This window comes from Pseudoalteromonas sp. T1lg21, from assembly GCF_002964625.1.
Lineage (GTDB): Bacteria > Pseudomonadota > Gammaproteobacteria > Enterobacterales > Alteromonadaceae > Pseudoalteromonas > Pseudoalteromonas gelatinilytica.
This window is the reverse complement of the sequence record NZ_PQBX01000056.1, coordinates 234,385-250,086: the sequence shown is the minus strand read 5'-3', so window position 1 is coordinate 250,086 and position 15,702 is coordinate 234,385. Positions and strand designations below refer to the sequence as shown.

General features: G+C 40.4%; 11 protein-coding genes. 4 read left to right on the top strand and 7 right to left on the bottom strand.

All coding sequences use genetic code 11. The features are described 5' to 3' along the window. Nucleotides 1-9 precede the first annotated feature (9 nt). The 3 genes from C2M25_RS11445 to C2M25_RS11435 all read right to left on the bottom strand — a co-directional run bounded on the left by C2M25_RS11445 (nucleotide 10) and on the right by C2M25_RS11435 (nucleotide 6,776). Nucleotides 10-1,080, bottom strand: coding sequence for a cytochrome-c peroxidase (locus C2M25_RS11445; protein WP_063700363.1), 1,071 nt, complete (start codon nucleotides 1,078-1,080; stop codon nucleotides 10-12). Beyond that, a complete protein-coding gene (locus C2M25_RS11440) occupies nucleotides 1,073-3,724 on the bottom strand; it encodes a TonB-dependent receptor plug domain-containing protein (protein ID WP_105181147.1) in 2,652 nt (883 codons plus the stop codon). Before C2M25_RS11440 ends, C2M25_RS11445 begins: the two co-directional genes overlap by 8 nt. Before the next feature lie 292 nt (nucleotides 3,725-4,016). Next, entirely contained in the window at nucleotides 4,017-6,776 is a 2,760-nt protein-coding gene (locus tag C2M25_RS11435; RefSeq protein WP_105181146.1) for a cadherin-like domain-containing protein, read from the bottom strand. A 261-nt stretch (nucleotides 6,777-7,037) separates the two neighbouring features. On the opposite strand from C2M25_RS11435, the gene C2M25_RS11430 reads away from it, so the two are divergent. Beyond that, a complete protein-coding gene (locus C2M25_RS11430) occupies nucleotides 7,038-8,390 on the top strand; it encodes a magnesium transporter (RefSeq protein WP_105181145.1) in 1,353 nt (450 codons plus the stop codon). Here the strand turns inward: C2M25_RS11430 and C2M25_RS11425 are convergent. Continuing rightward, nucleotides 8,387-9,286: a LysR family transcriptional regulator gene (locus C2M25_RS11425; protein ID WP_063700355.1), complete on the bottom strand. Its 900-nt coding sequence runs from the start codon at nucleotides 9,284-9,286 to the stop codon at nucleotides 8,387-8,389. The two genes, C2M25_RS11430 and C2M25_RS11425, sit on opposite strands and share 4 nt — an antisense overlap. Before the next feature lie 107 nt (nucleotides 9,287-9,393). Here C2M25_RS11425 and C2M25_RS11420 point away from each other — a divergent pair, with 107 nt between their 5' ends. The 3 genes from C2M25_RS11420 (at nucleotide 9,394) to C2M25_RS11410 (ending at nucleotide 12,842) form a co-directional block, all read left to right on the top strand. Then, complete coding sequence (locus C2M25_RS11420) at nucleotides 9,394-11,037, top strand: amidohydrolase family protein (protein ID WP_063700353.1); 1,644 nt, start codon at nucleotides 9,394-9,396, stop codon at nucleotides 11,035-11,037. Nucleotides 11,038-11,131: 94 nt separating this feature from the next. Continuing rightward, a complete protein-coding gene (locus C2M25_RS11415) occupies nucleotides 11,132-11,869 on the top strand; it encodes a hypothetical protein (RefSeq protein ID WP_199775176.1) in 738 nt (245 codons plus the stop codon). A 67-nt stretch (nucleotides 11,870-11,936) separates the two neighbouring features. Further along, a complete protein-coding gene (locus C2M25_RS11410; protein WP_105181144.1) occupies nucleotides 11,937-12,842 on the top strand; it encodes a tetratricopeptide repeat protein in 906 nt (301 codons plus the stop codon). Here C2M25_RS11410 and C2M25_RS11405 read toward each other — a convergent pair. The 3 genes from C2M25_RS11405 to C2M25_RS11395 are packed head-to-tail and all read right to left on the bottom strand — an operon-like array spanning nucleotide 12,839 to nucleotide 15,661. Next, complete coding sequence (locus C2M25_RS11405) at nucleotides 12,839-13,387, bottom strand: hypothetical protein (RefSeq protein ID WP_105181143.1); 549 nt, start codon at nucleotides 13,385-13,387, stop codon at nucleotides 12,839-12,841. The genes C2M25_RS11410 and C2M25_RS11405 overlap by 4 nt on opposite strands. Nucleotides 13,388-13,446: 59 nt before the next feature. Beyond that, nucleotides 13,447-14,142, bottom strand: a complete 696-nt coding sequence (locus tag C2M25_RS11400; RefSeq protein WP_063700345.1) for a response regulator — start codon at nucleotides 14,140-14,142, stop codon at nucleotides 13,447-13,449. Between the two features lies 1 nt (nucleotide 14,143). Further along, nucleotides 14,144-15,661, bottom strand: coding sequence for an ATP-binding protein (locus tag C2M25_RS11395; RefSeq protein WP_158679710.1), 1,518 nt, complete (start codon nucleotides 15,659-15,661; stop codon nucleotides 14,144-14,146). Nucleotides 15,662-15,702 lie beyond the last annotated feature (41 nt).

The window sequence follows — 15,702 nt, the reverse complement described above, 5'->3', positions numbered from 1 at the left end:
AGCATGCAGTTAAAGGGTTTCTAAAAATGCGATTAGCGCATTTTTTTCATCCTTACTGAGTGCTAACTTATGCAGTAACTCAGTTGTTTGTGGGTAGTTTGGATCATCTTTAAATTTTTTGCTCGGTTTTGGCCTTGCTCCACCTGCATTATAAAAGTTGACTATCCCTAGCAAATTTTGAAAGCCACCATGGTGCATCCAAGGCGTACTTTGTTGTAATGCTAAAAGAGAAGGGGTTCTAAACTTGCCTATATCAGCGGGGTCTTGAGTGGCATCAAAACGCCCTAAATCTTGAAGTTTTCGACCATAAAAATGCAGCCCCGTAACATGAAATTCATTGTCACTGAGTAAAGCGCCTTCATGGCAAGTCATACACCTCGCTTTGGTTCTAAATAGATGTAAACCTTCAAGTTGTTGATCGTCTAAAAGTGCAACCGCTTCACTAGGGTTCGTTTGTGCTTTATCGATAAAGCGCGTGAAAAGTGATTCAGGAATATCAAAGGTGCGTTCAAAGGCAACAAGCGCAAGAGCCAATAGCTCTTTATTAAGCGCTTCTTTGCCAAAGGCATTAAATATTGGGTTTTTATAGTCCTCAGCACTGTTTACTTTGTTAAGCACAAGCTCAACCGAACTGCCCATTTCTATCGGGTTTTCAATTGGCATTAATGCTTGCTGAGCTGCAGTTTTTGCTCGGCCATCCCAAAAAAATGTTTGCCAATGGTCAACACCAATAATGGCTTGGGTATTACGTGTGCCGACTTGACCATCAATGCCAACTGCTAGTTTACGCCTATCTGTAAACGCTAAACGAGACTCATGACAGCTTGCGCAGCTTACCGTGTTATCTCGTGACAAACGGGTATCGTTAAATAGCTTTTCACCTAATGCGATGATCTCATCACTTTGCTTAAACGGCTTGGCTTTTAAAGGTTTAAGCGGTGCAGCTGGCACATCTTTACTACTAATAATCGTTGGCCACTCATGCTGTGGCTTTGCGTATAATTCGCGTAATGACTGCTCTTGAGTAAAAGCGCTCGTTGTAAAAATGCTGCACGTTAAGAGAAGTAACCACTTATTCATAGTTATAAGACACCCCTAACCAAAACATTCTTCCAGGTTCAATCCCTGAGTTTCCTTCTGTAATAGCATGACTACGGGCGTTGAATAAGTTGCTGACATCAAGACGGAACTCAACAGATTGAGATTGACTTATTTGATAATTCCAACGACTACTTAAGGCAAACATAATGCGAGAATCAAAGGTATGTGCTTCGTATTTTGGTACAAATATTTCAACTGCTTCACACGTAGTACACTCACTACCAATACCAATTTGTTGATCGCTGCTAGACTTAATTGCAGTTGTGTAACTGCCGCTGTAGGTTGCTGTTAAACCAGTTGAAAACGTATCAGTCCAGTTAGTATTCCAACCAAAGTTAGCAGTTACTGGGCGACCAAAATTCGCTTTAAGGGTATCTAATTCAGATAAGCTCATGAGCTCACCTTCATAGTAAACCAGTGTCTCGATAGGGGTGTTGTCAGGAGTCGCGGTGTAGTCGCTATTGCTTTCACTATTTTGGCTATAAGATGCGTTGGCCCAAATTGAATGGTCGCCAAATTTTGCATCCCAAGACAGCGAGTATCGCTCGCTTTCGCCAGTACCATTATTATAAATAGTAATATACTGATAACCGTCGTTTTTTAGGTTGGTTTCTTCATTTCTGGATAACTGGTCTTTTTTGTCGCGATGTACGTATTTCACTGCAAAGTTACCGAAACTCTCGGTAGCATGGCGAAGACCTAACGCAATTTCATCATCGTAAGGGCTTTTCACATCGTCATAAATATAACGAAAGTTACCTGTGTAAGAAGAAGGAAGCCAAGCTTGTAAGTAGCCACTTTGAATAGGGCGGTACTCACGATAAGCGAACTTTTGTTGCTCTTTAATTTTATAACCGAGTAGGCCTGCATCGTAATAACGGTTCAAACCCGCAGTCAGTAGTGTATTGCCATCGTTAAATACGTCATAACCCATTGATAAGCGTGGCGCGATATTGTGATTTTTGAAAAAATCATCGTAGTCGTATCTAACACCTAAATGAAAATCAAATTGCTTCCAGGTGATCACATCGGTAGCATACAGTGCTGCTTTATTTAAGCTTACATCGATATTTTCACGTGGTGTGACAAGACGAGAGTTAAAATACTGAGCAGTTGTCGCGACGTTATTCGAGTAGGCAAGTAAGTGCTCTGGATTATTAAAATCGATACTGCCGCCTAATTGCTCGGCAAGGGTATCTAAATCAACATAAAAACTTTGTTCAACACAATCAAGAGTATAGCCACTACAGTTTAGTTGTGCGTTAGTTGATGAGTATTGAATTGGTGAGTCATACTTATAATAGTTTTGTTGGCGAGTTCGCTCATAATTTTGATGGTTGAGTTCAGCACCCACGCGAATTGCATGTTCGGTATTGCCCCACTTTTTACGCTCAAGTGTTAGGGTGTTTCGCCAATTAAAGGTGGTTTGCGTGTTATCAAGGTTGCCATAGCCGCCGTACTCTGAAACAGGAATTGAGTCGACGCTTTGATCGGCTAATTGACCCCATTCTTTGCCTTTAGCTTGAAGCCAAGTATAAAAATGCGCAGGCCCTGTACGGTTGTTATCACTTTGACTCATATTAAATTTGCTGCTGAAGTGACCAAAGCGTGTTTCTTCAGCTAAATTCGCAGTAAAGCCAAAACTTCCCCCTTCAACTTGATAGTCACTATTGAGCACGTCTTTCAAGTACGAGTCTGAAGTATAAGGGGCATACATAACGCTTAAATCGAGTGAATCAACCCAGCCATCGCGATAGCTGTATTTCAGTAAGGCGTTGATGTTTTCTCTACTTTCGACCTTTTGCGCCGAGAGCGAAATATCCGAAATATCACTTTTTAAATAGCTAACGCTCATTAGTAACGCATGCTGTTCATTTAACTTTTTTTGGATTGAAAAATCGATATTCGTTTTTTCATAGATTGGTGGCGCAAGGTCTTCTTTGCCTTCTGCGGTGTCATCAGACTCATCGTTATCGATTATATGGTACTCCCCCCAATCACTGCGGTTACCACGAATACCAAAGCTCACACGAGTGTCTGTAGAAAAAGGTGAAATCGTTTCGGCATCGACCACGCCACCAGAAAAGTCACCAAAGTCTGCAGGAATGTTATGATCGTAAACAGTAATCGACTCAACAATTTGACTGTTAATGTTCATGCTCTGCACACCGCCTGATACCTCATTTTCAGAGGCCCCAATACGGCTCGCGCTGGCAGGATCAAGACGATTGTTATAATTCATGCCATCAATCATAAAGCCTGTTTGCCAAGGCTTTGCACCCGAGATACTAATTTCAGGGGCGCTAATTTCAGCAAGGTTATCAATCGAGTAGTAGTCTTCACTTAATTGCACGCCCGGCAGTAAGGCAATTAATTCATTAATATCACCATTACCTTTGGGGGTTGCTTCGATAAAGTTTCTATCTAAATAGGCACGACCTATCACCTCAGGTACTTCAATCCCGATGTATTGCCCTTTAACAGTAATGCGCTCTATCTCTTTGCATTGCTTATTGTTCTTATCGTTACATTGAGGATCTGTTGCTTGTTGCTTTACTTCATTAGCGTGTATAGGGGCATTAAGTAAAAGCATCAAACACGCTGATAAGTAGCGCATTTGCATGGTAAAACTCCTGAAATAGTACCAATTAGATTAAAGAGAAGGCCGCATAAGAGCTGGCAATAGTTAATTACCTTTATTAAATTAATTGCTTTATTTGTTGCGTATTTTGCATAAAGGTAAGAGTGGGTGATTGTATCAATTAAAAATGCGAATAGAAATAGATCTCAATTGTATTTTGTTGTTTTTTAGCTTTGCATGGAATATTAAATTCCTTTGTTTGTATATATTTTGAATTTGTTGGGGTTTTAACATAGCGGGCGAGGCTGAAATGCCTCGCCGTATTATGAATGGGTTATTCTCCTAAAGGAGTCACATCGATACTGTCTTCAATACCATCATTGTCAGCATCGTTATCTGCAATTAAGCCGGATTCAGCAATTGCTTGTTCTGATGCGCCTGATAAGAAGAAGTTAGGTTTGCCATCGTGGTCTGTATCGATACTTGCTATCGAAGATGTAGGGAAATCATCTCTTTGAGCGACTAAGTTAGCATAAAGGGCTGTAAGTGATAGCTTATCTGCTTCTGCATTGACTGAGTGAGCAATTAATTCTTTTACCGCGGCATCATTGCCAAGTAGGGTCTGAAAAGTAATCAATGTTTCAAGGTTACTTTGTATAACTTTATCGTCTTGTAAGAGTACAAACGTATTTGCATTGGCTACAAATGGCTTTAACATTTCAATTGTTTCAGCATAAGCTGAGGCATATTGCTCGTTATTTACTTGGAATCTAGCTAATGATGAGGTGAGAGAGTAGCTTTCGAATAGTCCACCACTTGTTTTGCCAGTGCTAAGTGTCGCGTAAAGTGCTTTAGTAAGTAGAGATTTATAGTCATTAATATCAAGGTTTGATTGTTCTGATTGCAGTGTGGTCAAGCTGATATCTAACCAATTTAACGCCATATCAATTAGCCCTGCTTGTACAAGGTATCCGAGTGAACTTAATCGCCATTCTATTTGTGTTTGCTTTTTTTCAAACAAATTAATTAGAGTGTTAAGTTTTTCTGCGGTGTTAGCTATCGATTCAGGTTGAGATACGAGCCCGAAAGTAGCTAGCTGGTGATTCAATGCATAAGCAGCTGAGACGGTAGTGAAGTTAGTATTATTTTCAATAAAGTAAGTATCTATAATATCTGAACAACGCTGTGCGTAATTTTTAGCTTGTTGCTCATTACCTAATGCTATTGCAAGATTGACTAGTCCAGCACAACCATACCGGTCAGTAATGTAAGTAGGTGAAGTTTGACTTAAAATATACTCTTCAGAAAATAGTATATCTGCGGCGTAATTAGCCAGAATTAGGCCAAGTTCATTTTCACCTCGAACTCGAAGAATATCAGCTGCACCAGGTTGGCCTGATGAGGTTATAAGTGTCTGATAGAAGCTAATTGCATTAGGTGATTCGCCACTCATAAAGTATTCTTTCGCGTTTTGTACTGCATCATCTATGGTGATACCCGCTTGTAGCTTGTTAGCTACTTCATAAGCAAAAGAAAATTCAACAGCATCATCTTTGTCATCTTGATCTGTGAGTAAAGCAAAAGCGGGATTATTTGAAAGCTCTACATCATATAAAGCTTTAATATTTGCTGTTAAAACTTCTAATGGATAGGTATATGAAGCTAAAGTTGCTTCTGCATATGGGCTTGCAGTAAAGCTATATGTATTATCAAAACCAACAACACCATAATATGAAAGCGCTAAGTTCGTATAATATTTTGCCAAATCAACTTCATTTAGCTGAATAAAAGATTGAGCAGACCATGCAATGTAAAGTGCCCGCATACGCTCAGTTGGTTGGCCTTTGTAGTCACCTGACTTTTGTATAAAGTAACCGATTTTTTCACTTAATTCGGCCATGGCTTGAGTGACTTTTACTCCTTCATTTCTTACTGTTTCTGTGTGGGTTGCAGCATATTGCTCTTTAGAAGACTCAACGGTTTTTTTGATTGCAGATATGAACCTAATATAAGTCGCATTATATTCTTCTGTATAAACCTCACTTGCATAAAGTTTTAGTGTGTCTAACATAGCTTGAGCGGCCTCAGTTTGGCCAGCTGCGTTGTATTGATTCGTTAGAGTCAGATAAAAGCCCGGATCTGAGCTGCTGATATTTTCCAGTCCTTTTTCAGCAAGGTATTGATTGTAAAGAGTTGCAGCATCTTGTCTAAACGTTAAAGCTTTTTCACTTAAATTTATCAAATCAAGAGATTTAGCTGCATCTAAATAGGCATTTGCTTTTGTGTCTATTGCTGTAATTTTGTTGAAGTGTTCGTCAGCTTTCTCAGCAAAGCCTGCAATAAGGTAACCAATAGCTAATTGTGTGTTTACTTCGTCCATGTAAATATCATCATTGATATTTTCACTAATCGCTTGTGCTTGTTTTAAATGAGACTTATCTGAGCTGTAGTAGTAATTGAGCTTATCTTCGTTCGTAACATACGAAGGTTTTAATTCAATGGTTGCGGTGATAGGCGAGCTAATATTGCCATCGGTAAATTCAATAACAAAACTATCGTTAATTTCTGACAGCGTTTCTGCGGTAAATGTAAATGCCCCTGTTTGTTCATCTAGAGTAAGGGTACCGTTGGTAGGAGGCGTTACTAAAGAGACAGTTACAGTGTCACCGTCGGCATCATTAAAAGTTAATGAACCTTCAGTTGTTGTTGAGGTGGTTACAGTGATTGACTGGCTCGTAAGCGTTGGTGCATCGTTAACGTTGTTAACCGTAAAAGTAAGTACTGCATCAGTACTTAAGCTGCCGTCAGTGGCGGTAACGGTTACTGTGTCTTGGCCTGCAAAATTTTCTTTTGGGGTATAGGTAAATGTACCATCAGCATTTAAAGCAAATACTCCGTTACTTGCTGCAGAGCCGAGGGTATAGCTAACAGCATCATCATCTGCTGCCACAACTTGGCCCGTAATAGATGTATCTTCATCTAGTGTGAACATTAAGTTACTTGTGAACTCAGGTGCATTATTACTATCTGAACCACCGCATCCAGTGAGAGCAAATGCAATTACAAATGGTAAATACTTTATTCTGTTTTTCATGCTGATACCCGTATTTATTATTTAAAAATTATGAAGGGTTGAGATGTTATCATTATAATGCGAATGATAATAGATCTTAATTGCGTTTGGTTGTGCTTTTTTGTGCAATTGTGGTTCTCTAACTTGAACCGTGATTTAAAAACGATGTTTTACAGCTGGGGAGTAATTGCTTAGTTTCAAAAAAATATACCTTTTCAGAGCAGTTATTTTTTGCCAGCTGCGTTAGACTATTGTTATTGATGTAATTAACCGAGGTCTCAAATGATTGAGTATCCAGTTGACCAACTTCCCCAGTTAATTGATGACTTGCTTCAGTGTGACACCACAACACGCAAAAATAAGTTACTTGCTGATGCTAAAGAAAAGCTTTCTACGGAACATTTATCGTTATTGTTCGAAGCGTTACCTAAAGAGCAGCGTTTAGAAATATGGCAATTACTTGATGAAGATACACAACATGAAATCTTCATTAACCTAGGTGGCGATAGCTGTCGTTGGTTATTGCAAAGTCTAGATGAAGCCGAAGGCTTTAAGTTACTTGACGAAGTGAGCGTAGAAGAGTTACTTGAACTTGAAGAAATTATTCCTGAGCGCTTTGTTGATTATGCACGCAGACAACTTGATGAAGTTCAAACAAAACAGTACGACCTTGCACAGCAATATAATCCAGAGCAGTTAGGTCACTGGCTCGATTTTGATGCGCTAAAAGTGTCAGAAAAACTCACAGTGGCAGGCGCGCGTAAAATTTTTCAAAAAGGCTTACCGCAATACACCGAAGTGATTTATTTGGTCAGTCGCAAAGGTACATTAATTGGTGAAGTGGCAATTAATGCATTATTTAAAGCCAATGATAACGACAGCTTGCTGGATTACGCGAACCTAGATGTGTCGGTTTTACATGCTGATGACGACCTGTACGAAGCCGCTGAAGTGGTTATTCACAGTGAACAAATGGCAATGCCAGTTGTGAATGCCGACAACAAACTCTTAGGCCGATTATCAGTGTCATCAGCTTATGAATTGCGTCAAGAAGTGACCGACGAAGCCGCTGCAAAAGCCGGTGGTCTACGTGAAGACGAGGATCTGTTCTCAAGCGTCACTAAATCGGCAAAAAACCGCGGTATTTGGCTTGGTATTAATCTAGCAACGGCGTTTTTGGCCTCTTGGTTTATCGGTTTGTTTGGTGCAACTATCGAGCAAGTGGTTGCGCTGGCGGTATTAATGCCGGTTGTCGCTTCTATGGGCGGTATTGCAGGTAGTCAGACGTTAACGGTTATTGTACGCGGTTTGGCACTCGGTCAGGTTACCGACTCTAACCGCAAAGCGCTGCTGAAAAAAGAGCTTAGAGTAGGGGCGTTAAACGGCTGTGTTTGGGCCTTTGTGATTGGTGTGCTTACTTATTTTTGGTTCAACGATGGCATGTTAAGTTTAACCATCACTATCGCTATCTTACTTAACTTAGTGGCTGCTTCATTATCTGGGGTGGTGATCCCATCGATTTTAGATAAGCTTAAAATCGATCCAGCCCTTTCAGGGTCTGTGATCCTGACCACAGTCACCGACATCGTCGGTTTTGTTACCTTCCTAGGTTTAGGTAGTTTACTCCTTCTTTAAGGGATCGGATGCTGGCTAAAGTAGTGTTTAGCCAGCTCAACAAATGATTTCACCCGATTTGACAGCGCATACCTATGCGGATAAACCGCAGCAATCGTTAATGGTTTTAGGGTGTGCTCTGCTAACACCTCGACTAATTCGCCTGACTTAATAAACGGGGCGACTGAATAACGAGGCGCTTGAATTATCCCACCACCCGCTGCCGCTGCTTCATTTAAAAATCGGCCATTATTAGAGGTCATTGCCCAGTTAAATTTGCGGCAAACATGCTGACCATCTAGCAAAAATATCCATTGGTCATGACGAATATGATGACTGAAAAACAGTAATCTATGTTCAGATAAAGCCGCAATATCTGTTGGCGTACCATGTTTTTTTAAGTAAGCAGGACTGGCCCATAAAGATAATGATGAATGGCAAACCGTCTGCGCTATGTGGCTGGCATCAGGTAATGAAGGAGCAACTCTAAATGCCAGATCAATTTGGCTATCAAATAAATCAACAGGCGTATTAGACAATACAATATCTAATTTCACATCAGGGAAATCATGCTGATATTGACTAACCAAAGGTGCTAAATATTGGCAACCAAATTCAATACTGGCTGAAATAGCTAGCTTACCACTAGGCGTTTGACTAAGCCCGCTAAGCTCAGCATCAACTTCATTAAATTTATTCAGCAATGGCTTCATTTGCAGAACATAGTTTTGGCCTGCATCGGTTAAGCAAACTTTGCGGGTGTTTCGTTTTAGCAGCAAGCAGCCTAAGTTTTGCTCTAACTGTTTAACGTAGCGGCTAACCATGGTGGTAGACAGCTGCATCTGCTTAGCAGCTTGCGTAAAGCTTTGATATTCAGCAACTAAGCATATTGCCCTGACGGCTTCTAGTTTGTTCATTGTTATTATTTTTAAACTATAAGTTCATACACTATAAACTTTTGTGAGATGTAAAACCAAGCAATTCAGGTGTAAGTTGGGGGTTAAAACAAGAATAAGAGGTGATTATGAAATCGGGCATCAACACATTACTTGCCAGCATTGCATTGGCATTATCGTCGTCGGTGATGGCACAAACCATTGCATTACAAAATGTGAACCTAATCGACGTCGAAGCCTTGTCGGTTAATAAAGCACAAACCATCATCATAGAAGATGACAAAATCAAACAAATTGTTCCTGCAAGTTCTCGTCGCTTTGCCGATGATGTCATTAAAATCGATTTAGCAGGAAAGTATGTCATACCCGGTTTAATCGATACTCATGTGCACCATGCTACTTCGCCTGATGACTCAGATAACGATGAAATCACACGCACACGCTTGCGTCAGCTTTTACAGGGGGGTGTAACAAGTGTGCGCGATATGGGCGGCGATACCCGTGCTTTGAGTTCACTTAAAAGACGAGCCGATAACGATATTATTCAATCACCGGATATCTATTATTCTGTGATTATTGGTGGTAAAGCGTTCTTTTCTGACCCCCGCACAGTCGCCTCTGCAAAAGGTGAAATCCCGGGAGCTGTGGACTGGATGCGTGCCGTTGATGAACACAGTGACTTTGATGCCATTATGCTGCGTAGTAAAGGGTTGGGGGCAACCGGCATCAAAATTTATGCAAATGTGCCAGGATCAGTGGTAGCAAAGTTATCTCAAGCTGCTAAAAAACATGACCTCAAGGTGTGGTCGCATGCTTTTATTGGCCCAGCAACACCGCTTGAAGCGGTTAATGGTGGGGTTGAAACAATTTCACATGCTGCCGATTTTGCCGCGCAAGTAATTGAAAATTTCTATGATATGCGTCGTAAAAATGTCGCCTTAACAGAGCAGCAAAAAAGCGATGCAAAGCAACTAGAAGCTTATCAAACACTCATAAAACAGATGAAAAATAAGGGCACAATTCTAGACTCAACCTTAACGGTCTTTGATAAAACCAAAGCCTCACGTGGTGAAAAAGGGTTATTGCTCAATGAGTGGGGCGGGTTGTTTACGCAATTGGCTCATCAAGCCGGTGTAACTATTGCAGCAGGTACTGATGTGACCAGTGATAGATTTAATACTGTAACGCCTATGGTGCACGATGAAATGAAGTTATTAGTTGAACGGGCAGGTTTAACACCTTTAGAAGCTCTACAGGCTGCAACCATTAATGGTGCAAAAGTGATAGGCATTGAAAAGCAAACTGGTTCAATAAAGGCAGGTAAAACGGCGAATCTTGTGGTACTTAACAGTGATCCAAGTATTGAAATCACCAATAGCCAAAACATTGTTCATGTAATTAAAAATGGCCAATTTATCCACTTAGGTGATAATGAAAAATTACCGTTTGTGATGGCGCGTGAAGCGGCTGGGTTATTATTTTTATCGGGGCAATTAGGCAACTTGCCAACCACCATGGCGTTGGCAGGCAATGACATCAGCACCCAAATGACGCAGGCAATGAAAAACATTGGCTTTGTTTTGCAAGATCACAATTTAGATTTTAACGATGTTGTTAAATGCACCCTTATGTTGGCAGATATAAAAGACTGGCCTTTAGCCAATCAAGCCTACACGCCATTTTTTACTAAGTTACCCGCCAGAAGTGCTTTTGCAGCTAGCGGCTTGGCACTTGGCGCAAAGGTTGAAGTGGAGTGTATTGCTGCGTTGTAGCTAAAATTGTAAGCGAACATAAAATAAACACTTTTATTTACCTAATACACAGTTATTATGAATTGTGACTCAGTCAAACTAAAAGGACGTTAATATGGTATTAGGTAAAAAAGCAGCACTGGCTGCTTTATCGGTAATTTCAGTGTTTAGCGCATCAGCAGCACAAACCGCTTCGGGTGAACAAACTAAACTGAGTGAAGATCCCACCAAGGTCGTCACTCAGTTTGGCGCCAGTTATTCTGATGAATTAAGGATCACCGGTTCGCTAAGTTTGGGAGCAGTAAAAAAGCTTAATGCCAGTGTGAGTGCCAATGGTGATGAATGGCGTGTTGGTGGCTCGTGGCTATTTGATATTGGCATTGTTAATTTTAACTTTGGTAAGCAAAGTTATGATCAAGGAGCTGAGCGTACAACCTACAGTGTTGGCACCTTTATGCCACTGAGTTACTTTGATATTGCGCCCTATGGTTGGCAAATTTTCGCTATGGGGGGTTATAGCCATGTTGATGGTGAAATTGCTTGTTTAGCAGGGCAAGGAGCATGTTTAACAACAGAAATACCTGGCCCCGAGGGTTGGGTGCTCATTCCAAACAGCAGTGACGGTGGTTACTTAGGTGCATTTGCTTTAAAGCCATTATCCGAAAAATGGACATTAATGACTGCAGCAGCGTATTCGGTAGGTTCTAACGATTATTCAGGTTATTTCGCAGCCATTGGTGCAAGTTATCAATTTGATAAACAACAAAGTTTCAAGCTTTTTGCTGCAACAGAAGACAGTGATTATGGCTCAGATCAAAACTTAGTACTGGGTTACACTTATCAATTTAATTAAAAAATACTGTTACAAAGCATTAAATTTTGTTAGTTTTCTGAGTGAGTTATCACTGAGAAAATAGTGAATGAAAAAAAAGTTAGCCTTGTTATTACTAGGATTATCTTGCCTTAATGTCAGCGCCTCTGAAAACTTTAGTGATCATGAGATGTTTTGTGAGCAACAACCACAAATTAGTTGCTTAGATTACATTAATCAGCAGCTTGCAAGTAGTGAGTTGGGCTCTGCGCGTTGGTATGAGATTAAATCTTATCAGTTTGATTATTTCTACGACAAAATGGAATTTCAGACCTTGAAAGATAGCACTGAGCCCTTCATTTCAAGTGAAGAATTACCTGTTGTCTTTCAAGTGCAAGTTTACTTTTATTACGCTAAATCAATGCATTATTTAGGCGACTTTGAAACAGGTCGTAAATATGCCACTAAAGCATTTGAAAAACTGCAAGCAATCTTTGACTCTTTTGGTAACCCTATGCGCATGGTCGAATTGGCTAATTTGCAATACGTGTTTGGCAACAAAGAAACGGCACTGCATATACTTGATAGGGCAGAGCGCCGCTTTGGAAAAAGCAAAGATCCCATTTTTCACTTTGAACTGGCTTCGAATAAAGCCAATGTTTTTCATTCATTAGGTGATGTAGATGGCGCACTTGCAAGCCGACAAATCGCCGCTGATTGGATTTTAAAAACCAACCATAATCGCAAAATCTCTGTCGCTTTAGGTAATTTAGCGCGTACCCACCAACTTCTGGCAAATTATGAGCAAGCTGACGCTGTTTATACTCAGTCTCTTAAGTACATGGACTTAGACTCAGATCGCCATGTGATTGCCATTTATACGTTACGCCTAGCTGAAATTAATTGGCAAGCAGGCAAGCCAGAGCAGGCTCTAAAATGGTATAAGCAAGTGCATAAAGAAGACATTCGTCAATCACATGCGAAACTTTATGCACATCTTGGCAACGTACTCTAGATAGTGTAAAAACACCCTGGTTTTTCGTCTTCACCCGGCGCTAAAATTTGTAAATGGGTCGACTCACCTTGTTCCATCAAAGGCTTCATAGTTTTATCAAACTGCTTAGCGGCATGTTCAATTAACTTTGCTTGCTGTTCCAGTGCTTTAAAGTCAGCATCATGAGCAGCCATAAGTTTATTGAGCTCTTTAGCCAACTTATCTTGCTCTTTTAATAAGCTTTTATTAATTCGCAAGTGGTTCTCGTCTTCAATCACTGCTTCTTCAGTGATTGCTTCTATTTGCTCAGAGTACTCAGTAACTTGTAGCTCAATGTCACTAATAGGTTGCTCAAGTGCTTCTAGTTTTACCTGCTCACGTTCAAGCTCTAGGTATGCAGCAATCTGTTCGTTATTGAGGGTACTTTCGCTTATCTTTTTACAGTCTTTAAAAGTGATAACACGATAATCACCTTGGTTGTGTGCTGTACTGGCATTTGAGAGGCCGATACACGCTGTAGTGGCTGTGATTAAGAGTGCACTTGCGCTGATGCGTACTAAATTCATAATGATGTCCTAATGGGTTATGTTATTTAGTTAGTCGTCGCAAGTGTGAAAAAGGTTGTTTAAATTTTAAATTTATATCCCACGCCATAAATTGACTCAATGTAATGGCTATCAGGGTCGGCTTGAATCAGCTTTTTACGCAAGTTTTTAATGTGTGAATCAATACTGCGCTCGTAACTCTCAAAGTACTTCCCTTGGGTCATGGTCAGTAAATCTTGGCGTGAAAAAACTTTATTAGGTGAGGCAATTAATATTTTTAATAAACTAAATTCATTAATTGTAAGTTTCAGTTCTTCATTTTTTACCAGTACTTTGTATTCGCTCGGATCAACAATAATATTGCCTGCTGTGAATGTACTCGGTTTGTTAGTTGGCATTCGGCGTCGTTTTAAAATGGCTTTCACACGCGCCATTAACTCTTTTGGTTTGAATGGTTTAGTAACATAGTCATCGGCACCCACATCAAAACCAATTAAGTGATCAATTTCTTCGACCCGTGCTGTAAGCATAATAATAGGCACATCACTGTATTGTCTTATCTTGCTGCACAACTCGATGCCATTTGTGCCTGGCAGCATGATATCGAGAATAATCAAATCAGGGTTTAGCTCATTAACAGCATCCAGTGCGCAGTTGCCATCGTGAATTAGGCTTGTTTTAAACCCTTCAAGATATAAATACTTTTCTATTAATTCGGCAATTTTAACTTCATCTTCAATAACGAGAATATGCTGTTTAGCTAAGGTTTCTGACATATTAGTGCGCCTCTGCAAGCGGGAGTTTTAACGTTATACACAGACCGCCTAAACGGCTTTTAGTTGCATTTATTTTTCCTTGGTGGGCTTCAACAATTGTTTGGCAAATTGCCAAGCCTAAGCCAAAACCGCCGGTTTTTCTGTTACGAGAACTATCGGTGCGATATAAACGATCAAATAGTTTTTCAAGGGCTTCATCAGGAACACCAGGGCCTGAATCTTCTATCGACAAAAATACATGATGGTTAGACACGGTTAAATCTAACCAGACTTTTTGCTGTTCATCTGTATAGCGTAAATTATTTTCTAAAATGTTTTGTAATACTTGCGTAATACGATTTTGGTCAGCCAAAACCATTACCGTTTGCTCTGGTAAGGTGGCATTAAGCGTGATGTTTTTGGATTGAAATTTAAACGCATATTTATGCGCTTGTAGGGCCACTAAGGCATTAAAATCAATGGCTTCCATGTGATAGTTAAAGCTGTGTCTGTCGAGTGAGCTGACTTTATGTAAGTCGTTCACAAGTCGGCTTAACAGCGCCAATTCTTCTTGCAGTGAGCTTATTGCTTTTTGGTTTGGTTCGATAATGCCATCGTTAATAGCCTCTAGTTCACCCTCTAAAATAGTTAAAGGCGTGCGCAGCTCATGAGAAATATCCATGATCCATTGGCTTTGCTGCGATTCAAAGCGTCTGAGCTCTGTGGCAATACGATTAAAATCATCCGCTAAGGTAGCAAATTCATCACTGCTGTTGACGGTTATTTGGGTCTCAAACTCGCGTTCTGCAAGGGCTTTTGCGCCTTTTTTCAGCTGCGAAATTGGGTTAGTAAAATGACGTGCGAGTAAGTAACTAAACAATAACGCAATTAATAAACCAATCCCTGCTGTCCACAAACTGATATTAATTTGGGTACTAAGGTAATGCTGAGTCAGTGCGCTAACATGATTGCGGTTAGCATGCAGCTGAAGCACCGCAACAACGTCACCATTGTGAGTGATTTCTTGCTCGTTCACGACCTCTGTTTCGGTATAGCCAGCAATCAGTATTTCGCCTTTTGCATCAAGCAAGCTTAGGCGTTTTTCAAAGGGTATAAAGTCATCAGCCATGGGTTTATTGCGAGGCGGTGGCTCACGCATGTCAGCATAGTTTGCAGGCTCGTTAAACTCAGTTGATGGGTCAAATTCAGGTGCTTGATCGAACGATGGTGGCTTCCCAAAATCATCAGGGGGTGGCATAACCTCATTTTGCACATGCTTTTCGGGAGGGCCATTTTGTGTAAAAGGGCCGGGCTCTCTTGGTTGTGGGCTATTAGGCGAAAATAATAAACGGCTTGAATGAAAATTGCGGTTAATTAGCTCATACCACAGGGCTTTAGAATCGATAAACATGCCAATCGAACCCGTTTGCTGATACTGCTGGCTAATTTCAGTGGCTATACGGTTAAATGCTTCGTTATCTATATCTTCAAACACATTATTGAGCATACGCTTATTGGTAATTGCATTCAGGCCAAACATGGTCAATACCAGCAATAACGTAATAATAAGATTAGTAATTA